At 42.8% G+C, this 19,383-nt stretch carries 18 protein-coding genes; 13 read left to right on the top strand and 5 right to left on the bottom strand.

What is annotated here, in order from left to right:
• Window positions 1-118: 118 nt before the first annotated feature.
• Complete coding sequence (locus ONT08_RS15050) at window positions 119-1,651, bottom strand: Na+/H+ antiporter NhaC family protein (protein WP_264960357.1); 1,533 nt, start codon at window positions 1,649-1,651, stop codon at window positions 119-121.
• A 34-nt stretch (window positions 1,652-1,685) separates the two neighbouring features.
• Window positions 1,686-2,933, bottom strand: coding sequence for an MFS transporter (locus ONT08_RS15045; RefSeq protein ID WP_117588116.1), 1,248 nt, complete (start codon window positions 2,931-2,933; stop codon window positions 1,686-1,688).
• 840 nt (window positions 2,934-3,773) lie between these two features.
• Between ONT08_RS15045 and ONT08_RS15040 the strand changes: the two genes are divergently transcribed.
• On the top strand, window positions 3,774-4,811 hold the full coding sequence (locus ONT08_RS15040; RefSeq protein WP_264960356.1) for a threonine aldolase family protein: 1,038 nt from the start codon (window positions 3,774-3,776) through the stop codon (window positions 4,809-4,811).
• A 26-nt stretch (window positions 4,812-4,837) separates the two neighbouring features.
• Here ONT08_RS15040 and ONT08_RS15035 read toward each other — a convergent pair whose 3' ends face one another.
• A complete protein-coding gene (locus ONT08_RS15035; protein ID WP_264960355.1) occupies window positions 4,838-5,347 on the bottom strand; it encodes a hypothetical protein in 510 nt (169 codons plus the stop codon).
• A 361-nt stretch (window positions 5,348-5,708) separates the two neighbouring features.
• On the opposite strand from ONT08_RS15035, the gene ONT08_RS15030 reads away from it, so the two are divergent.
• Complete coding sequence (locus ONT08_RS15030; RefSeq protein ID WP_117588122.1) at window positions 5,709-5,921, top strand: hypothetical protein; 213 nt, start codon at window positions 5,709-5,711, stop codon at window positions 5,919-5,921.
• 146 nt (window positions 5,922-6,067) lie between these two features.
• Window positions 6,068-6,352: a hypothetical protein gene (locus ONT08_RS15025; RefSeq protein ID WP_147337133.1), complete on the top strand. Its 285-nt coding sequence runs from the start codon at window positions 6,068-6,070 to the stop codon at window positions 6,350-6,352.
• A gap of 510 nt (window positions 6,353-6,862) precedes the next feature.
• Here the strand turns inward: ONT08_RS15025 and ONT08_RS15020 are convergent.
• Window positions 6,863-7,108 carry a DEAD/DEAH box helicase family protein gene (locus ONT08_RS15020; RefSeq protein ID WP_418333319.1) on the bottom strand — a complete coding sequence of 82 codons (246 nt, stop codon included), beginning with the start codon at window positions 7,106-7,108 and terminating at the stop codon, window positions 6,863-6,865.
• A gap of 214 nt (window positions 7,109-7,322) precedes the next feature.
• Here ONT08_RS15020 and ONT08_RS15015 point away from each other — a divergent pair, with 214 nt between their 5' ends.
• The 10 genes from ONT08_RS15015 to ONT08_RS14970 all read left to right on the top strand — a co-directional run bounded on the left by ONT08_RS15015 (window position 7,323) and on the right by ONT08_RS14970 (window position 18,210).
• Entirely contained in the window at window positions 7,323-7,862 is a 540-nt protein-coding gene (locus ONT08_RS15015) for a hypothetical protein (RefSeq protein ID WP_264960354.1), read from the top strand.
• A gap of 233 nt (window positions 7,863-8,095) precedes the next feature.
• Window positions 8,096-8,350: a hypothetical protein gene (locus ONT08_RS15010; RefSeq protein ID WP_264960353.1), complete on the top strand. Its 255-nt coding sequence runs from the start codon at window positions 8,096-8,098 to the stop codon at window positions 8,348-8,350.
• The gene (locus ONT08_RS15005) at window positions 8,322-11,225 is read left to right on the top strand and encodes a SusC/RagA family TonB-linked outer membrane protein (protein ID WP_264960352.1); all 2,904 of its coding nucleotides are present in this window, start codon (window positions 8,322-8,324) and stop codon (window positions 11,223-11,225) included. The genes ONT08_RS15010 and ONT08_RS15005 overlap by 29 nt, the downstream gene beginning before the upstream one ends.
• 39 nt (window positions 11,226-11,264) lie before the next feature.
• Entirely contained in the window at window positions 11,265-12,749 is a 1,485-nt protein-coding gene (locus ONT08_RS15000) for a SusD/RagB family nutrient-binding outer membrane lipoprotein (RefSeq protein WP_264960351.1), read from the top strand.
• 32 nt (window positions 12,750-12,781) lie between these two features.
• Window positions 12,782-13,261, top strand: a complete 480-nt coding sequence (locus ONT08_RS14995; protein WP_147380005.1) for a hypothetical protein — start codon at window positions 12,782-12,784, stop codon at window positions 13,259-13,261.
• Window positions 13,262-13,332: 71 nt separating this feature from the next.
• Window positions 13,333-15,429 carry a calcineurin-like phosphoesterase C-terminal domain-containing protein gene (locus ONT08_RS14990; protein WP_259301910.1) on the top strand — a complete coding sequence of 699 codons (2,097 nt, stop codon included), beginning with the start codon at window positions 13,333-13,335 and terminating at the stop codon, window positions 15,427-15,429.
• Between the two features lie 349 nt (window positions 15,430-15,778).
• A complete protein-coding gene (locus ONT08_RS14985; protein WP_118142112.1) occupies window positions 15,779-16,696 on the top strand; it encodes an IS982 family transposase in 918 nt (305 codons plus the stop codon).
• A 364-nt stretch (window positions 16,697-17,060) separates the two neighbouring features.
• A complete protein-coding gene (locus ONT08_RS14980) occupies window positions 17,061-17,255 on the top strand; it encodes a hypothetical protein (protein ID WP_147337136.1) in 195 nt (64 codons plus the stop codon).
• Window positions 17,174-17,707 (top strand): AAA family ATPase, encoded by a 534-nt coding sequence (locus tag ONT08_RS14975; protein WP_118201155.1) that lies wholly within the window; start codon window positions 17,174-17,176, stop codon window positions 17,705-17,707. Before ONT08_RS14980 ends, ONT08_RS14975 begins: the two co-directional genes overlap by 82 nt.
• Window positions 17,707-18,210 (top strand): hypothetical protein, encoded by a 504-nt coding sequence (locus ONT08_RS14970; protein WP_119236560.1) that lies wholly within the window; start codon window positions 17,707-17,709, stop codon window positions 18,208-18,210. Before ONT08_RS14975 ends, ONT08_RS14970 begins: the two co-directional genes overlap by 1 nt.
• Window positions 18,211-18,297: 87 nt before the next feature.
• Here ONT08_RS14970 and ONT08_RS14965 read toward each other — a convergent pair whose 3' ends face one another.
• Window positions 18,298-19,344: a YeiH family protein gene (locus ONT08_RS14965; RefSeq protein WP_118201153.1), complete on the bottom strand. Its 1,047-nt coding sequence runs from the start codon at window positions 19,342-19,344 to the stop codon at window positions 18,298-18,300.
• Between the last annotated feature and the right edge of the window lie 39 nt (window positions 19,345-19,383).

The following is a 19,383-nucleotide window of genomic DNA, read 5'->3' as shown; positions in this document are numbered from 1 at the left end:
TGTGGGTACGAGACCGAAGTATATGAGGGACGTGGCTTCATGGGACAGCATATCGAAGCCATGTCTTGTCCTGACTGCAGAAAATTAGCCTCCTATATCTAGGAATCTCCTATTCATATTAATGGATATCAGACTCTTCCGATGCAGATGCTTTGTTTACCCTGGGTTGTGGGTTGGGTACGAAGCCAAGAATGGCAACCAGACAACTCATCAAAGGACTGATGATGTTGAAGAAGCAGAAGGGGAGATAGACAAGTGTCGGAATACCAAGAACCGTACTCTGCGTCATACCGCAGGCTGTCCATGGAACCAATACGCTCGTTACGGTAGCGCTATCCTCTGTACTTCGGCTCAAGAGTTCCGGACGGTAGCCTCGTTCGGCATATTCATCCTTATAGATAGATGCATTCATAATAATGCTCAAGAACTGGTCACCCATAACGAGATTGAGCAAGACGCCTGATGTCACGGTGCTGCAGACAAGTGATACGGTGCTGTGGATGCTTTTCAGGAGCATGTGGGTAATGGCGTGGAGCATGCCGCTGGCTACCATACATGAACCGAAACACATGGCACAGAGGATAAGCCAGATGGTATTGAGCATGCCAACCATACCTCGGGTGGCTACGAGATCATTGATGTTCACCATACCGCAATCTACCTGGGTATGGGTATAGCAGGTGGTCATGATTCCTTCAAAGAGGCTTTTGGCAGAGATGCTGTCTTCACCTGCTATCCCTACAAGTACTTCCGGCTGGAGAATGAGGGCACAGATGCATGCTGAAAGGGCTGAAAGAAGAAGTGTGATGAGAGATGGCGTCTTGCGGTAGATGAGCCATCCTGTAAAAGCCGGAACCAGCATCGTAAACAGAGAGATATTGAATCCATGGCTCAGACCGGTAAGATACTGGCTGATATCCACTGGCTTGGAATCATAACAGAGTCCGATGATGAGATAGAGTACCAGCGAGAGCAGGATGCTTGGTATGGTAGTATAGAGCATATAGCGGATATGTGAGAAGAGATCCGCTCCGGCTATACTCGAAGCAAGGACGGTGGTATCGCTCATTGGCGAGAGTTTATCCCCGAAATAGGCACCGGAGATAATGGCTCCAGCGGTGTAGGGGGCTGGTATTCCCAGGGCATCACCGATTCCCATCAGAGCAATACCGATGGTGGCAATAGTGGTCCATGAGGTTCCCGTCATCACAGAAATGATGCTGGAGATGATGCATGCGCAGGGAAGGAAAAAGGTTGGCGACATGATCTGTACACCATAATATATCAATGTGGGTACCACACCACTGATCATCCAGGTAGCTGACATCATTCCGATGAGCAGCAGGATCAGGATAGATACTCCGGCATCGCCCACGGTCTTTTTGATCATCTCTTCAAAGATATTCCATTTCATCCTATAGATGCCCATACCGAGTGCTACACAAACGGCTGTGGCTATCATGAGGGCCACCTGAGAGGCACCAGCCAGGGCATCATCAGGGAAGATTTTGACAACCAGGACGATGAGGGTGATAAGTACTGCCAGCGGTATGACAGAAATAAAAGGATGTGGTTCAACCGGCTGCAGAGACGAGCAGGATGCCTGATTCTCTGCAGCTTGAGATTTCTGTTTCTTTTCTTCTTGTTCCATTTGTTAATATTCTCTTATCATTTTAGTTTTTCATTTACTTTGCGTTTTCATCCGTTTCTTCAACGCTTTTCTTCTGTGTATTCGGCAAGAATCCTGCTATGATGCCGAGCAATGGCAGGAAGGCACTCACCTGGAAGATAAACTCGATGCTCGTCTTGTCTGCTAACCAGCCGAAGAAAGCAGAGCCCAAACCTCCCAAACCAAACATCAGTCCGAAGAAAATGCCGGCTATCAGTCCTACTTTATCTGGCATCAGGTCGGTGGCATATACCACGATGGAAGAGAAAGCCGAGGCAATGATCAATCCTGACAGGAAGGTAAAGATGATGGTCCACGTGAAGTTGACGAAAGGCATGGCGATGGCGAAAGGTGCTGCTCCCAGAATGGAAAACCAGATGACATACTTTCTGCCGAACTTGTCACCTAGCATTCCTCCTGCCACAGTTCCTATGGCAAAGGCTGCAAGGAACACGAAGAGACACAGCTGTGAAGTCTGTACCGAGACACCGAACTTATCCATCAGGAAGAAGGTGAAGTAGCTCGTGATGCATGCCGTATAGAAATACTTGGAGAACACGAGCATGATGAGGATAAACAGTGCCCAATACTTCACCCTTTTAGAAATATGGGTATTGAGAAGCGGTTGTTTCTGCGGATGGTTCACCACGTAAGCCAGTCGTGCCTTGTACCAGACTCCCAATCTTACCATGATGATGGCAGCGAGGAGGGCTGCAAGGGCAAACCAGGAGATGGCATGCTGTCCGAAAGGCAGGATGATGATGGCAGCCAGCAGCGGACCTACTGCCGATCCGCCATTGCCGCCCACCTGAAAGATAGATTGTGCCAGACTCTTCTTGCCTCCCGATGCCATCTGTGCCACTCTTGAAGCTGTGGGATGAAACACGGATGAGCCCAAACCTACGACGCTCACAGCCAGGAGAATCAGAAAATAATTCTCGGCAAAAGCCAGCAGGAGCAAGCCCACCAAGGTGAAGCACATGCCGAGGGAAAGAGCATAGGGACGGGGATGCTTGTCAGCATAAAGCCCCGTAAAAGGTTGCAGGATAGAAGACGTCATCTGGAAGACCAGCGTGATGATACCTATCTGTGCAAACGAGAAGTCGAACTTATCCTTCACAATCGGATAGATGGAAGGGATAATCGACTGAATCATATCATTCAAGAAATGGGAAATGCTACAGATGATGAGCATGGAATATACCGTACCCTCTACCATCTTAGGATTTCCCTTGATTTTACTACCTATTGACTTGATGTTCATTGTATTAATTTAAATTATTATTTTTCATACAGTTCTATCGGCAAACCATCTGGATTGCTGAAGAACACAAATCATTTCATTACTTCTTGAATTTTCATGCCAAGTAGTGCTTTTCGTGCAAAGGTAACTAAAATTTCCAGATTACGCAAGAAAAGGTCCTATATAATATTCTTTTTATAAAAAATTATTATTTCATGGAATTTTTCTTGGTTAGTACTTTCCCATTTTCTAAGGGTGATTATGATAAATAGACGGTACGTATATATCAGTTTGGAATTTGTACTACGGAAATATGCGGGTGTCAAATATTGTTTCTTAATTATCGCAATTTCCGTATTTTCAATCTAGAAGGTCATGATGATAAAAATCTTTTGGTTTGATAGCGTATTACTTGCTCTCTGCAAGACGAATCACCTATAGTTGTACGACCGTAAGGCTACAGTTGTACGACTACAGAATTCCGGATTTCCGAAGAAATTAGTGAGATTTATAACACGTTGAATATCTGACGATTACGAATTTCGCCATATTTCCAATATTCTTCAAGAAATATTTTCCGAGTGGAAATTCGTGATTTTCAGAGGATTTAAATCATGATTTTGTAAAAAAAAATAAGCCTGGTCTACTGACGGAACATGACATCTGTATAATGACCACTTAGACCTGAAATAGGGCTATTTTTGATTAATTAATAGTTATTTTACTCACATTTTAGCAAATATCATTACTTTTGCAATCTGTATGGTTATACCCGTCGACTCACAGACGGGTAAACTGACAGAAGTAAAATAGAAACAGAATAAAGAAATTAGTTTAAATTAGACACGTAATATTAAGAATATGATTTCATTTGAAAGTGATTACAACAATGGTATGCTGCCAGAGATTCTAGAAGCTCTTGGCAAGACAAACGGTGATAAAACATCTGGTTATGGTTTTGATCCATACTCAGAATCTGCAAAAGAGAAAATCCGCAAGGCTGTGGACAATGAGAATGCAGAAGTGTTCTTCCTGATAGGCGGTACGCAGACCAACACTACGGTCATTGATTCCGTCCTCATGGGATGCGAAGGAGTAATCTGTGTGGAAACCGGTCATATCGAGGTACATGAATCAGGAGCAGTAGAAGCTTTCGGGCATAAGGTCATTACCCTGCCAGGAAAAAACAGCAAGCTGACAACCGGCACCCTGTCAGCCTATATGGATTCCTTCCTAGCCGACGAATCGCATCCTCACATGGTACAGCCAGGCATGGTTTATATCTCGATGCCGACTGAGTTCGGAATGGTCTACACCAGAGAAGAACTGGCTGCGCTGTATGCAACCTGCCAGAAATATGACCTCCGTCTCTTCATCGATGGTGCACGACTGGGATACGGTCTGGTTTCAGCGGCATGCGACTACGACTTGCCATTCCTTGCAAAACATTGTGATGCATTCTATATCGGTGGAACCAAGGTGGGTGCCATGATGGGAGAAGCTGTGGTATTCTCGGGCATGAAGGCACCGAAATACTTCTTCACCAACGTGAAGCGTCATGGAGCCTTGCTTGCCAAGGGCAGAATGCTCGGCATCCAGTTTGACACGCTGTTTACGGATGAGCTCTATTTCAAGATATCGCGCCATGCCATCGCTATGGCTACCCGCATCCGCAGCATCTTCGAAAAGCATGGCATCGCCATTGCCTACGATTCTCCAACCAATCAGCAGTTTGTTGTACTCTCACCTGCCCTCTACGAAGCCCTTTCCCCAAAAGTAGCATTCGAGATATGGGAAAGAAAGAGCGAACATGAAATCATCTGTCGATTCGTGACAAGCTGGGCAACAAAGGAGGAAGAACTCGACGAGCTAGACCGTATTCTTCAATCTTACGCTTAAGAAGGCTAAGAGGGTGTGTCATAAGTTTATGGTTCACCCTCTTCTTGTTGTTGGATGAGATAGGATATGTTGTTGAGACAGTCAGTATCTTCGGCCGCACAACAGCTGTTGTGCATGCGGTGGTCAATTGTTATGCGCCAACTATTATTCAGACTTATGACACACCCTCTTAGCAATTCTTCATTTGCCTCGTTGTTAATCTCTGCATCCTCCAACTCAGAGAAATAGTCAAGCGTAGCTGAACATTCGCCTGTAATATCTATCCCTATCACTTTTTCATGGGCATAGATGATGCGAAGCACGGCTTGGAGCTGCATAAGTGTCATATCTCCATTGCTCCAGTCGGTGATGGCATCCTGCTTTCTCAATACATCCTTATCTATGGATATGTAAACCGGCTCATGTATAAGTTTACCAGCCTTCGACGGCCAAGCCTGGTGATGGTCTATCTCTGCCTGACTGTAGAACAACACCCTCCCATTCCGGTTGTTGCATATCAGGATGATGATCGAAAACAATGAGCGAGAAAGGTTCATGAATTCTTGACACCCAATATTCCGTAAGATAATGGAAATCTCCGGAATCTATGAAACAATAGTTCGTTAATAATTCAATAATGTGCTAAGCAGCTATACGCTGTAAGCACGAGAGATCTTTGAAAATCTTGCTAATTAAAGTTCGGTTCGGGGTGTGCCCACATGCTTTAAAAATTCGTTTCACCAGATAAATGTTGGTCATCAGCGACTTGACCAACTTTTTATAGTTAAGTTTTCATAAGCATTTCTTAATATAGGTTATTGATTTACAGACGATTAAATGTTAATTTAACGCAGTATTGTTAATCTATAAATATTTAGAATTATGGCAGGAAAGGATTTTCGCGCAGCGTTTAGTAATATGAATCAGGCAGTACGTCCTGGCAATGAACAGCCTGTTGTAAAGAAACAGAAGATGTCTCTTGCAGAGAAAAGAGCCACTATGCATGGTGTTCAGACTTATTTGTCTGATGAAGACTATGAGCAGCTTATGCTCACTAAGATTAAGACAAAAAAGAGTTGTGAAGAGATATTACGTGATGCTTTAAAGCAGTATATTCAGGCATTTAAGTAAAATGTCTGCTAAGAGATAGGGTTGGCCATTGACAGAGATTGTTGGATCTTAGGCAATGGCTTTTTTTATTTTGTCTTAAGCTGTACTGATGTTTCCTTGCTTTTTTTCCGATTGTTTGGATTTCTGCCGGCGGTAAGCTCAAGGTCATGGCTTATCTAATAGAGAAGGCGGCTAGTGCGTATGTGACGGAGAAAGCTGATGGTTTGAACATAGAGGAGTCGTTCTTTTTGTATATCCTTGCTCAGAATTGGTCGAATGGTGATGAGTTTTCATGGGCTTGTGGAGGAGTAGAGGAAGAATGGGTGTCTCTTGTGGAAGAGGCAAGATGGAGTTTCCAGAAGAACCGTTCATGGGAGGGCTTCCTGACAAGACTGAAGCCGACTGTGAAGGATATGATGCGAAGAGGTATCACCTTCTCGATGGAATATTAAGCAAGAGGGGCGAGTTCCGTAAAAGGAACCCGCCCCATCGTTATATAAATCTCTCTCTATTTCTAAAGTGATTCATATATATATATATTATGTATATTGTAGTGTTCTATTCTTACTTGCTCAAGCTAACAGAATGGCTCATGTTAGCCATTTCTGGAATTGAGTCTACTACGTGTTTCAAGAACATGCCCATGCAAAGAACCATACCTGAAAACATAACTGCGGCGAAAGCCATTGTAAAAATAGTCATCATAATTATTAACCTTTTTAAAATTTATTATTTGTTATTCCTTAAATGCGAGTGCAAAGTTAACACTTTTTTATCGAATAACGGCATCTTTTGCCGAGAAATATCATTGCAATATGTTTTTCTTGATATGGGTCAACCACTTGTTTTTAGCCTTAAAAATGACATTTTGCTATCGGATATGTTGTTTTTGTGGCAATAATTTATATATATCATTTTTCTCGCATTGATATGTGTGTAACAAGACAGGGATTCCTGTCAGATTATAAGAAAAAAGGGTGCGCCATAGACTTATGACACACCCTCACGGGGTGATTCGAAAAACTGAAATTCAAAAGAAACTTATTCAAAGTGTCTTTTATCTGCGACATCAACTTCCTTCTATGGACAACAATCCAAACATTGCAATTGGAATGTTCCCTCCAAAACGATTCTACGACCGAAGCGAGTAGAACCGTTTTTCCCGTACCCGTTGGCATTTGTGCCATCACGGACCGATGAAGGCGCATCGCCTTCTCAATCCGTTCCTTCATATCCTCTTGGTAATCAAATAACTAGGGTGTCCAGTTCCATGTTCTCGTTTTTGATTATGCTTTAGCAACTTAGCACACTGTAAATCTGTAAATTAAGCACAAAATATAAGACAAATTTAACTGTCAAAAAGTCTGATGTAGATTCGCACAAGATTATAGTTTATTTAGCGAATGATTATCAATGATTTAGATGGTTATTACATTGTTTTTGATACTAAAAACTGGAACACAGAACTGGACACCCTATTTCTTAGATCAGTTGAGCTGGCTGGCGACCAATTATCTCTTTGCCCCAACCCTCTACAAGTTGAATCCGGATCCTTTCTCTGAATTCACGAAATTCCTGAAAACGCCAAAGCTTGACCATTACTGCCGCATGAACGTTTATAAATATGTGGGGTTTTATGTTGAAAAGAATCCTGCCTTGAAGGAACAGGCGACAGCGTGGGTGAAGGACATGCTCGTCTTCTATGATGACAGATTGGAAACCGCTGACTGTTGTGATGGTTACGTGGTGGCTGCGGCCATTGATTTAGCTTGCAGCTTAGGAGCAAAGGATCTCATTCCTATCATCAACAAGTTGCTTTGTACTTATCTTGTTGATTTCAGTGATTGTGGACTTACGGAAGAGGTGGTTGAAGGGCTTCATCGGGGTGAACTGCTCAGGCAGGAGTATGCTCTTGATTTATATGAACGGTATCACAGGTTAGAGGAAGATAGCAACAGGTAATGAAGTAAAGGCATCATAGCATTCTTCCTTTGGCTAAGTTTTGCAAACTGTTGTCTTTAGTTTGCTCTAAATTTTTGCAATCAGTTGTATATGTGGAAGTTAGCTTTGTTTGTAATTCTTTGGTAACAAGAAAGTAAATAGAATGTATCCTCATTGACCTCAATACGTAATATCATAGTCCTACCTTTGCACCAGAAATTGTTAGTTATGAATTCTCTATAAAAAGGTAGTAAATGAAAAAGCAACGTATGAAGCATTGTTTCTTCGCGCTCACATTATGCTGTACTGCAGGAAGCATGTATGGTCAAGTTGCACAGGATAGCAGCAAGACTATTGAAAAGAAAAGTTCTGTAAATGGTAAAAAAATACAGAAGTCGAAGTTCAGCGACGATTCTATAGAACTGAATAATGTAGTGGTTACCGCTTTGGGTATCAAGCGTGAGGAAAAAAGTCTCGGATATGCTACCCAAAACCGTATCTGGTTCTGAAATTACGGCAACGATGCCTGCCAACTGGTCTCAAGCTTTGCAGGGACAGGTGGCAGGTTTGAATGTCATTTCAGCCGGTGGTCCCCTGTCATCAACCCAGATTAATCTTCGTGGCAACGTTTCCATGAATATGGACGGAAATGGCGCACTTATCGTTGTGGATGGTGTGCCACTTTCCAGCCCTATAAATAATCCTGGTGGCTCTTATGGTGCTGGTGGCAACTCCGAAGGTTCGATTGACTTTGGTAATGGATTCTCTGATTTAAATCCGGATGACATTGAGAGCATTCAGGTATTGAAGGGAGCTTCTGCCTCTGCTCTCTATGGTTCAAGAGCTGCTAATGGTGTCATTATGGTTACCACCAAGTCTGGTAAGAAAGCCAAGAGGGGATTAGGTATCAGTTATAATTTCAATAATTCCTGGGAACAGGCTGCTCACTTTCCTGATTATCAGTATGAATTCGGACAGGGTGTAGCCAAGAACATCGGTTCTAAGGGGACAGAGTGGGCTGGACAACCTTATTACTCCTATGGTGCAGGTGATGATGGTTTGGCTAGCACCAGTGGTACAAGCTCAGCTTTTGGTGCGAAGTTTGATGGACAGATGTTCTATCAATATGACCCGGAGAAAGAAGGTCGTGCTGATGTGGCCACTCCTTGGAGAGCCTATAAAGACAATCACTCCGGATTGTTCCAAACGGGGCATACGGTGACCAACTCCCTGGCCTTGACTGGTAATAACGGTACAGGCAATATGCGTATCTCTTTGACTCATAGTAAGAGTGAATGGATTTTGCCTAACTCTGGCTATCAGCGCTTGACTGCAGCTTTCGCCGGATCACAGCAGATTTCCAAGCGTGTGAAGATCAATGCACGTATGAGTTATACTTACAGAGATGTGGAGAATACTCCTCAGCTTACCTATAACTCTAACTCCTTAAGCTATTTCCTGATATTCATGAATCCTAACTTCAACCTCGATTGGTTTAAGCCAATGTGGTACAAGGGTAAGGAGAATATCAAGCAGATACGTCCATTCTCCAGTTATCTGCCTAATCCGTATGTTTTGCTTTACGAGGCAACCAACCCTGCAAAGAAGCATAGTTTCAATGGTAATATTTCTGCCAATTTTACCATCAATCGTTTCCTTGATTTGCAGTTGCGTTCTGGTTTACAGGCTACGGCTCAGCAGCAGGAGCAGCACAGACCATGGGATGACAAGGCTTTCCCTACCGGTTTCTTCAAGAAGCAGAACATCTTTGACTATGAGGTTAACTCTGATGTACTTTTATCTTACCATAACAGTTTCGAGAATGGACTCAACGTGAATGCTTCAGCGGGTGGTAACATGATGCAGTCGTATTATGATTTGTTGTCAGCTTCTGTTACCGGTTTGAATACGCCTGGTGTATATAGTTTGGCCAATGGAGTTTCAAATCCATTGGTTGGTACCACTATTCGCAAGAAGCGTGTGAACTCGCTTTATTTCATGGCTAATCTGGCTTATCAGGAGATGTTGTTCCTGGATATAACAGGGCGCAATGACTGGTCATCTACCTTGCCGCGCAAGAATCGTTCTTTCTTCTATCCTTCTGTGAGTCTGAGTGGTGTGTTAAATAGCATGATGAAAATGCCAAAGTGGGTGAATCTGCTGAAAGTGCGCGCTTCTTGGGCACAGGTGGGTAATGATACTCAGCCTTACAAGACATCACCTTACTATACAACTAGTGATTTCTCGGGTTCTTTGGTTAAGCCAGGTACACTTTATAATGCCGGCTTCAAGCCCGAGATGTCTACCAACTGGGAAGGAGGATTAGATTTCAAAGCATTTGGCAGCCGTTTGGGATTGGATGTGACCTATTATTATAATCGCACCAAGAATCAGATTCTCAATGCTCCCTTTGATCCTACTACTGGATACACCAAGGGTACCATCAATTCGGGATGTGTCAGCAACAGAGGTGTGGAGATCGTACTCCGTGGTACTCCTATCAGGAATAGAGATTGGCAGTGGGATATGACCGCTACCTGGTCAACCAATAAGAACAAGATAGAATCACTTTCTGAATTTGCTGATGAGCGTCAGATTCTCGGTTCTTATGTGAGTGGCAATGTAAGTATCATCGGCACTAAAGGTGGAACCACGGGAGATATCTGGGGATACAAACTCAAGCGTAATGCTAAGGGTGAGGTGATTATCACTTCTGCCGGTTTGCCTGCTCGACCTTCTGAGATTGAATATGTGGCATGTGCCTTACCAGACTGGGAGGGTGCGTTCAATACCTCTTTGCGATTCAAGAACTGGTCATTCTCCATGCAATGGGATGGAAAGGTTGGAGGTATGACCTATTCTCAGTCACATCACAAGATGTGCGAACAGGGTCACCTAGCTGAGACCCTGAATGGTAGAAAGCCTGGAACCAGTCTCTACCTGGATATTGCGGACCCTGATGTTCTGAAGCTCTTTGAAAAGCAGAAGATTACTCCTGTAGCTGGTGTGTATTGCATAGCACCGGGTGTGGTTGATAACGGAGATGGTACTTATAGTCCGAATCAGAAACTTGTCACCCTGGAGTCATATTATAAGGAGTATTACCGCATTGGTAATGTGGAAACCAATACTTTCAGTACCACTTATCTCAAGCTTCGCGAGGTTCGTCTGGATTATCAGTTGCCAAAATCTTGGTTGAAGAATACTTTCATCAACAATGCTTCAGTGGGTATATATGGGCGCAATCTGCTTTGCATTACCAGTTATCCAATGTATGACCCGGAGACAACCTCACTTGATGGTAATACATTTGTACCAGGTGTAGAGGTGGGTACTCTTCCTACCAGTCGTTCCTGGGGTGTTAATCTCAAAGTTGATTTCTAGTTAAGAATAAGATGTAATGAACAAAAAAAGAAAGAATCGATGAAAAAGATTTTTAGAAATATAATGATGCTGATGACCGTTCCTTTCATGCTGATGACCTCGGCATGCGAATCAATGGACGATACCAATGTGGATCCAACCCGTATGAATACTGCTAATGCTGGAAGTTTTTTGGATCCTCTCATTTATGGTATGGGCACTTACACCTGGACCCGATACAATAGCTGGACCTTCCAGTTGATGCAGTGCCTTGTAACAACAAACTCCACCAGCGGTGTGGGCTGGTTCAACATCAGTGATACGGCAGGTGATGGCGTCTGGACCAATTATTACAAATGGAATACCAATGCCAAGGCCATCTATGACGAAGCCGTGAAAGTGGGAGATCCGAACTATCAGGCAATTGCATTGACCCTCAGATGCTGGATATTTGAGAACACGACAGATGCCTTCGGTGATATTCCTGTACAGGAATCATGCCGTGGTGAGGAACAGCTCTACTATCCAAAGTTTGAGTCTCAGACTGATGTCTACAGGTTTATCATCGACAGCTTGGATGTGGCGAACAGCATATATAATCTCAAAAAAGGTTTGCAGTTCAATACCAATGGTGACAAGATGTATTGCAGCAGCGGTTCTGACTTGCAGGGCATCCTGAAATGGAAGAAGTTTACCAACTCCTTGCGTTTGCGCGCTTTGCTGCGTGTCATAGATTCCAAGGAATTGGGTGATTTGGCCAAGGCAGAGTTGAAGAAGATGTTGGCAGATCCTACTACTTATCCGGTTTTTGAATCGAATGATGACAATGCTAAGGTACATATCTCAGGAATTGCTCCTGATGAAGCTCCAATGACACGTCCATCAGACCTTTCTGCCTACAAGTCACTTTCTGCATTTTTCATCGATCGTCTTCAGGATTGGAAGGATCCTCGTCTGGAAGTGTTTGCAACTCAGGCTACCAATAAGGATCCTCAAACCGGTCAAGAGGTTACTTCCTTTATCGGTTTGCCTAGTGGTTATGATGTGGAGCCTACATTTACTGCTTCTTCTCCAAATGCGGCAAATCTGGCCACAGCGCCACAGAATATACAGTGTCTCACCTATGCAGAGGTACTCTTCATCAAGGCAGAGTTGGCACAACGCGGTCTTATCTCTGATGATGCCAAGCTGCTCTATGAAAAAGCTGTTGCTGCAGCTATTACGCAATGGGGAGTTGAGGTTCCTGACGGGTATTTTGATAACGGGAAGGCAGCGTATGATGGAACGCTTCGCCGCATCATGGAACAGAAGTTCTATGCACTCTTCTTCATTGATTTCCAGCAATGGTTTGAGTATAATCGTACCGGTTATCCTGATGTACCGAAAGGTCCAGGTGTAGATGCTTCATTGCATATGCCATATCGTTTCAAATACCCAGCTATCTTGCAACGTATGAATCGTGAACATTATTTGGAGGCTGTGAAATCGATGGGTGGTGATGATTTCAATACCCGACTGATTTGGCAAAAGAGACCAGAATTATAATTGATTAGATGTTTAATGAAAGGATTGAAAAAATGAAAGTAAGACTATTTTTGATTGCAGCGCTTCTGATGGGTACTGTTGCCCACATGGCTGCACAGGGCAAGAAAGAGTTTACGCTCGAAGTATATGGTGGGGAGATTCCCAATGTCAAGCCAGCTTTTGATGAAGAGCATTTCTTAGGTGGTGAGATTACCAAGAAATGGAATACTTTCCTCTGTAACTATACCCACACCTATGAGGTAGAGGTGGGGTTGAGTTCTTCAGGAACAGAATTTAGAAAGCCGGCTGTCTTCAAGGCCGTGGAGCGTGTGAACAAATATGTAAAGAAGAGCTATAAGTCGCAGCATATGACCAAAGAGGAGGCAATTCGAATCATGAGTCATGTACTGGATTGTGCCAACATCATCTGCCTGGAGAGTGATACTGCAGCCTTGGAGGAAGCTGCCGGTGATGCCAATACTGCAGAAGAGGCTTTGGCTTTCTTTGACCATATTAAATTGATAAATGTTTAGTTTTTAGCGTGATGAATAAAAATCTGAGTAAAATTCTGTTGTTAGCGTCTATTGGGGCCATGCCATTGGGTATGGCTGCCCAACAAGCTTCTTCTTTTGTTTTTTCCGGTAAGGTAAAAGACATCAAGGGTAAGGGGATTGCCGGGGTGGTTGTAAACAATGGCCGAAGTTTTGTGCAAACCAATTCTCTTGGAGAATGGACATTGCCTACTGATACCAATGTCTGCAAGTTCGTCAGTATATCCACTCCTTCATCCTATGTGCTTCCCTGCCAGAAGAGCCTTGCTAAAGGCTTTTACGTTCGCGTGGATGAACTTGTAAAAGATCACAGCCGACATGATTTCATTTTGGAGAAGAGGAAAAAGTTATCTGATAAGTTTTATTATATTGCCATCTCTGATCCTCAGGTAAAGAATGAGCATGACATGAAGCGTTGGAAGCAGGAATCTATCCGCGATTTGAAGGGCTATGTGGATACCCTGAGCCAAGAGAGAGAGGTAGTGGCCAATACCTTGGGAGATTTAGTATTTGACAGTATGAACCTGTATGGTGAATATGCCGCCTCATTTGATGGCATCAAAATGACTACCTTCCAATGTATAGGCAATCATGATTTCGACAAGCGTTATCAGGATTTGCATAATATGACACTTGGTACACCTGTATATGGAGAGCAATATTATCACCGTTTTTTCGGACCTGTCAATTATTCCTACAACATAGGTAAAGTACACGTAGTTACGTTGAAGAATATAAATTACGTGGGTCACAAGAAGTATATAGAGGCTATTACGGATGCTGATTTAGACTGGCTGAAGCATGATTTGAGTTTTGTACCGAAGGGCTCTTTGGTCTTCCTCAATATGCATGCGGCTGTTTGGAATAGCACAGAGGGTGAGGGCAATGTTCGCAATGCAGAGGAGTTGGCCGATGCCCTAAAGGATTATCAGGTACATGTCTTGACTGGTCATACTCATTATTTCCAGAACAATGTCATGGATGCTCAACTTTTGGAACACAATATTGGTGCCGCCTGTGGTGCCTGGTGGAAAAGTCAGGTTAATCGCTGTGGAGCGCCTAATGGTTATCTGGTGATGGATGTGGATGGGAATCAGCTGAAATGGCATTATAAATCCACAGGTCATAGCATTGATTATCAGATGCGTGTTTATGGTAAAGGTGATATGTTGAGTCAGCCTCAATATGTAGTGGTAAATGTTTGGGATTGGGATCCAAGCTGCAAGGTTGAATGGCTGCAGGACGGACAATCCATGGGTGCGATGGAGAAGTTTGTTGATGTAGATGAAGCCTATGCTGCGAGCAAAGGACATAAGGAAGGTCTTACTGCTACCGGGCATCTGTTTAGAGCCTTGCCTTCTTCTGATGCCAAGAGTATTACGGTGGTATTCACCAATCGTTTTGGAGAGAAATATGAGCAAACTGTTCTGATTTCAAATTCAAAAGTTAAGACTCAAATAATAGCACATCGTGGGTATTGGGATACGAAAGGTTCGGCCCAAAACTCGATAGCTTCTTTGCGTAAGGCTGCAGATGCCAAGGTTTACGGTTCTGAATGTGATGTGCATATCACTGCTGACAGTGTTATCATTGTTAACCATGACCCGAAAATCAATGATTTGATCATTGCTGATTCAAAGTATGCTGATTTGAAAATACAACTTCTAAAAAATGGAGAAGAAGTATCAACCTTAGAGCAATATTTAAATGAGTTGAAGAATCATCCTGCAATAAAACTGATTCTTGAAATCAAAAGACAACCTTTACAGTGCGACGAAGATCGTCTTACTCGCAAAACGGTGGAGATGGTGAATCGTATGGGCTTGACCAAACAGGTGGAGTATATCTCTTTCAGTTCTGCAGCTTGTGCATTGGTTCGTCAGTTGGATTCTAATGCTGTTATTTATTATGTTAATGGCAATTATACACCAGCTGAAGTGAAGAAACTTGGTTATCAAGGTATTGATTATAGTTATAAGATACTTTTCAAGCATCCTGAGTGGATTAAAGAAGCTCATGAATTGGGATTGAAGGTAAATGGATGGACTTCTGATGATGATGTTATCATCAAGAAGCTCATTGAAATGAATGTTGATTTCATTACTACCAATAAGCCGGTAGAGGCAGAGAAACTGGCAAGGAAGTTCTGATAGCTTCATCAGTACCTGGTTCATAACAGGCATTTGTATGGTACAGGATGGAGTTGTAGTATTTAGAACAATCATAATGTTTGGAATACAACGGATAGTAAATTGATTAGTTTGTTTCTTAAATCGGTGAGCCATCAGTAAAACTGGTGGCTTTTTTAGTACTGTGCAGATAGGATGCACTGAAAATTTGTACTTTTGTGGCAAATTATTGAGTAATTTGTGACGTAGTATCTTATTTTTACCTCAGTTCGGGATAAGAAATAGTGCCTAAAAAAGTTGGTAATCTCCGATATTTTTTGTATCTTTGTAGTTGAAATCCAATTAGTTACAAACATAAAAAGATATCATTATGGAGATTACCAAGGACAAAGTTACAGAATTATTTTGTATTATTGATGAATTTTACAAAGTTTTTGATGCTGAAAATGCAGGAAAATTGCTTTTGGGTGAAGATGGAGTAAAGCGCAGACGACGTAAAGCCTCTTTATCTGATAGTGAAATCATGACGATTTTGCTGTATTTCCATTTCGGCTCGTTCCGAAACTTCAAGCATTATTACCTATTCTTTATTAGAGGAACTTTGAAGTCATATTTTCCAAATGCGGTGTCTTATAACCGTTTTGTAGAACTTGAAAGTCGCGTATTCTTCCCTCTCATGTTCTTCCTGAATCTCCGTGCTTTTGGCAGATGTACAGGTATAACCTTTGTTGATTCAACCATGATACCAATATGCCACAATCTCAGGCGTTATGCCAACAAAGTGTTCAAAGGCATTGCCACAAACGGAAAGGGAACAATGGGATGGTGTCATGGGTTCAAGCTACATCTGGCTTGTAATGATAGAGGTGAGATAATTGCTTTTGTTCTCACTGGTGCAAACGTTAGCGACAAAGATCCAACGGTATTCGATGTGTTGGCTAAACGTCTGTATGGCAAGCTGTTTGCAGATAAAGGCTATATCTCGCAAAAACTCTTCGATTCGCTTTTTGAGGAAGGCATCCAGTTGGTAACAGGACTGAGAGTGAACATGAAGAACAAACTAATGCCGTTCTATGACAAGATGATGCTACGCAAAAGATACATCATTGAAACGATTAATGACCTGTTGAAAAATACGGCTCAGATAGTACATTCACGTCACAGGTCTGTTGCGAATTTCATCATAAATATTATTTCTGCATTAGGGGCATACTGTTTCTTTGACAACAAGCCCAAGGCACTTACTGGATACGTTATCGAAGATACGAAACAGCTTAGTCTTTTCTAACATTGCATATTTTACAGGAGGATTTTGTCTCAGCAACCATCCAAGATATATAGATGGTTGCCAAGCCTCTGTATCCCTTATATAAAAACATTATAAAGCCTTTAGATAGAGTTCGTTATCCCGAACTGAGGTTTATTTTTGTACTTTTACAGGCTGAAAACGGATACTATTATCCGCTAACATTAATTGAACTACCCACAAGCTAAAGACTTGTAGGATTCCGACTTCCTCAAGGAATGCTTGCAAGCAAGTCTTACGCCCTCTCCATCGGTGTAATCGACAGTTCCTGCCGATATATTTCTTAAACCTTTATCAAGTATATTTTTTGCTACATTCAGGTCACGGTCTATTAACTCACCGCAATTTGGGCAAGTATAGTAGCATCATCATTCTTGATCCTGTTCCTGCTAAGATGCGTGATTACTGCAAGATTTCAAAAGAGTTGAAGTCTGATGGTAGTAATGTAGCAGGTGTTTTATGTGCGTTGTCTCCAGAGGAAAAGAAGAAGGTGGAAGCACTGGTGTCCAGCTATGTTCGCCACTTCCTGAACGTGATATAAATAAGGTTATATCTGAGCCTGTTGGCCTGATTAAGTCGGATGCCATGCTTTATTGTTATGAGGATTGGAATCCCGAACAACCTGTTGATGCAAGAGGTATGAGTGATGGTACGCTTCGTTTTATAGCGATTGTCGTAGCTCTTTTGGCGGTTGCACCTCATAGTTTATTGCTTATCGAAGAGGTGGATAATGGCTTGCATCCTTCTCGTTCTAAGGAGTTGGTTGATATGTTGAAGGACTTGTCACGACAGCGCCAGGTTGATGTGCTCTGTACGACGCATAATCCAGTTTTGTTAGATGAGTTAGGCAACAAGATGATTCCGTTTGTCAGCTATGTTACCCGTGATGAGAATGGTGATAGTCATGTCAATCTCTTGGAAGAAAAAGAGGATCTAACCAAATTGATGGCTTCAGGAACAATTGGTAGAATGATGGTTAACGATAAAATATAATGAGAAAGGTATTGGTGATTGATACGAGTGTACTTTACGTTTGGCTCAAAATACCAGGAAAGGAAACTTGTGGTCCAAGCAATGCCTTGGTTACATACGAGATGGTCTCTGAGAAAATAGAGGAAGAAAAGAAGAAAGGAACAACCTTTATCCTGGCACTGGCAACGATCATTGAGACAGAAAATCATATAGCTCATTCTTCAGGAGACAGAATGTCATTAGGTGAGGAATTTGCTCAAATCATGATTGATTCTGCTGATGAGAAATCACCATGGGCTGCATTTACTGAACAAAGCAGTTTGTGGAATCCTGAAAACTTAAAAAAGTTGGCAGAGAAGTGGAAGATCACTGTTATAGGAGGGCAAGCTTTAGGCGATGCTTCTATTGTTGAGGTGGTAAAATATTATACAGATTTAGGATATGAAGTTGAAAGCTTTACAGGTGATGAAGGATTGAAAGCTTACGAGCCTACGGTTGAAATTCCTTGGAGAAGAAGAAAGTAAAGACGTTAACGAATAAAAATATCCATGTGAATCGTTCAATTTTTCACATGGATATTCAGTTTTGACGGTATCATATATGTGATACTATTATTGTAAGTAAGGAATGGCAAACTTCACCAGACAATATCCACCTCCAATGAGCCAGCAATAAAGAATGGCAGCCAAAAGGAAAGGCTTAATGCCAGCTTTCTTGAATTTGTCAAAGCTTGTTTCGGCTCCCAATGCTGCCATGGCCATGGTCAGGAGGAAGGTGTCTAGTTGGTTAATCCAATCCACTATGCTTTCCGGAAGCAAACCCAGAGAATTGAATCCGATCACTACCAGGAAGAGAATGGCAAACCATGGAATGCTGATTTTAGGCTTGTTGGTATCAGTATTTTCCAGATTATCTCTTTTGGCAACATCCCTTGCAACGGTCCATGCAATCACCAGTAATACCGGTACCAGCATCATCACCCTTATCATCTTCACAATGATGGCATTGTTGCTCACCTCGGCTCCCATGGCATTGGCTGCACCTACCACATGGGCTACTTCATGAACGGTGGAACCCGTAAAGAGTCCCATCATATCTGGTGATAGGTCAAAGATGCCAGCCCTGTAGAGAATAGGGTAGAGGAACATGGATAATGTTCCAAAGATGACTACGGTGGCTACGGCTACTGCCGTCTTGTAAGGCTTCGGACGAATGGCCCCATCTATACCCAATACTGCAGCAGCTCCACAGATGGCACTTCCGCAAGCGGTGAGCAGTGCGATGCTGCGGTCAATTTTCAGGAGTCTTCCCACCAGGATTCCCAAGCCGATGGTGCCGCATACGATGATGGCATCAATTACGATGGCAGAGAAGCCCACAGCCATCACATCCTGGAAGGTGAGCTTGAAACCATAAAGGATGATGCCTGTGCGGAGGATTCGCTTGCTGCAAAACTTGATGCCCGGTACCCAGGTGTCGGGCAGGTTGTTACGTAAACTATTGGCATAGAGCATACCAATGATGATACCCACTACCATGGGGCTAAACGAAAGAGCTTTCACACAGTCCATGCCACCGATGTAGAAAGCAGCGCATGCGAAGAGCGCGATGAGCAATACGCCATGCAGCATACTGCTCCTTTGTTCTGATAATCTCATATTTTTCTTTTTTTGTCGGTTATTCGCTTTTGAAAAGCG

Source organism: Segatella copri (genome assembly GCF_026015465.1).
Lineage (GTDB): Bacteria > Bacteroidota > Bacteroidia > Bacteroidales > Bacteroidaceae > Prevotella > Prevotella copri_E.
The sequence above is the reverse complement of the archived record's forward strand: the minus strand, read 5'-3'. Positions and strand labels throughout refer to the sequence as shown.

Excerpts from the sequence above, each read along its gene's own strand:
- ONT08_RS15050 (WP_264960357.1), bottom strand. The coding sequence starts at position 1,651 with ATGGAACAAGAAGAAAAGAAACAGAAATCTCAAGCTGCAGAGAATCAG.
- ONT08_RS15045 (WP_117588116.1), bottom strand. The coding sequence starts at position 2,933 with ATGAACATCAAGTCAATAGGTAGTAAAATCAAGGGAAATCCTAAGATG.
- ONT08_RS15040 (WP_264960356.1), top strand. The coding sequence starts at position 3,774 with ATGATTTCATTTGAAAGTGATTACAACAATGGTATGCTGCCAGAGATT.
- ONT08_RS15035 (WP_264960355.1), bottom strand. The coding sequence starts at position 5,347 with ATGAACCTTTCTCGCTCATTGTTTTCGATCATCATCCTGATATGCAAC.
- ONT08_RS15030 (WP_117588122.1), top strand. The coding sequence starts at position 5,709 with ATGAATCAGGCAGTACGTCCTGGCAATGAACAGCCTGTTGTAAAGAAA.
- ONT08_RS15025 (WP_147337133.1), top strand. The coding sequence starts at position 6,068 with ATGGCTTATCTAATAGAGAAGGCGGCTAGTGCGTATGTGACGGAGAAA.
- ONT08_RS15020 (WP_418333319.1), bottom strand. The coding sequence starts at position 7,108 with ATGCGCCTTCATCGGTCCGTGATGGCACAAATGCCAACGGGTACGGGA.
- ONT08_RS15015 (WP_264960354.1), top strand. The coding sequence starts at position 7,323 with ATGGTTATTACATTGTTTTTGATACTAAAAACTGGAACACAGAACTGG.
- ONT08_RS15010 (WP_264960353.1), top strand. The coding sequence starts at position 8,096 with ATGAAAAAGCAACGTATGAAGCATTGTTTCTTCGCGCTCACATTATGC.
- ONT08_RS15005 (WP_264960352.1), top strand. The coding sequence starts at position 8,322 with ATGCTACCCAAAACCGTATCTGGTTCTGAAATTACGGCAACGATGCCT.
- ONT08_RS15000 (WP_264960351.1), top strand. The coding sequence starts at position 11,265 with ATGAAAAAGATTTTTAGAAATATAATGATGCTGATGACCGTTCCTTTC.
- ONT08_RS14995 (WP_147380005.1), top strand. The coding sequence starts at position 12,782 with ATGAAAGTAAGACTATTTTTGATTGCAGCGCTTCTGATGGGTACTGTT.
- ONT08_RS14990 (WP_259301910.1), top strand. The coding sequence starts at position 13,333 with ATGGCTGCCCAACAAGCTTCTTCTTTTGTTTTTTCCGGTAAGGTAAAA.
- ONT08_RS14985 (WP_118142112.1), top strand. The coding sequence starts at position 15,779 with ATGGAGATTACCAAGGACAAAGTTACAGAATTATTTTGTATTATTGAT.
- ONT08_RS14975 (WP_118201155.1), top strand. The coding sequence starts at position 17,174 with ATGTGCGTTGTCTCCAGAGGAAAAGAAGAAGGTGGAAGCACTGGTGTC.
- ONT08_RS14970 (WP_119236560.1), top strand. The coding sequence starts at position 17,707 with ATGAGAAAGGTATTGGTGATTGATACGAGTGTACTTTACGTTTGGCTC.
- ONT08_RS14965 (WP_118201153.1), bottom strand. The coding sequence starts at position 19,344 with ATGAGATTATCAGAACAAAGGAGCAGTATGCTGCATGGCGTATTGCTC.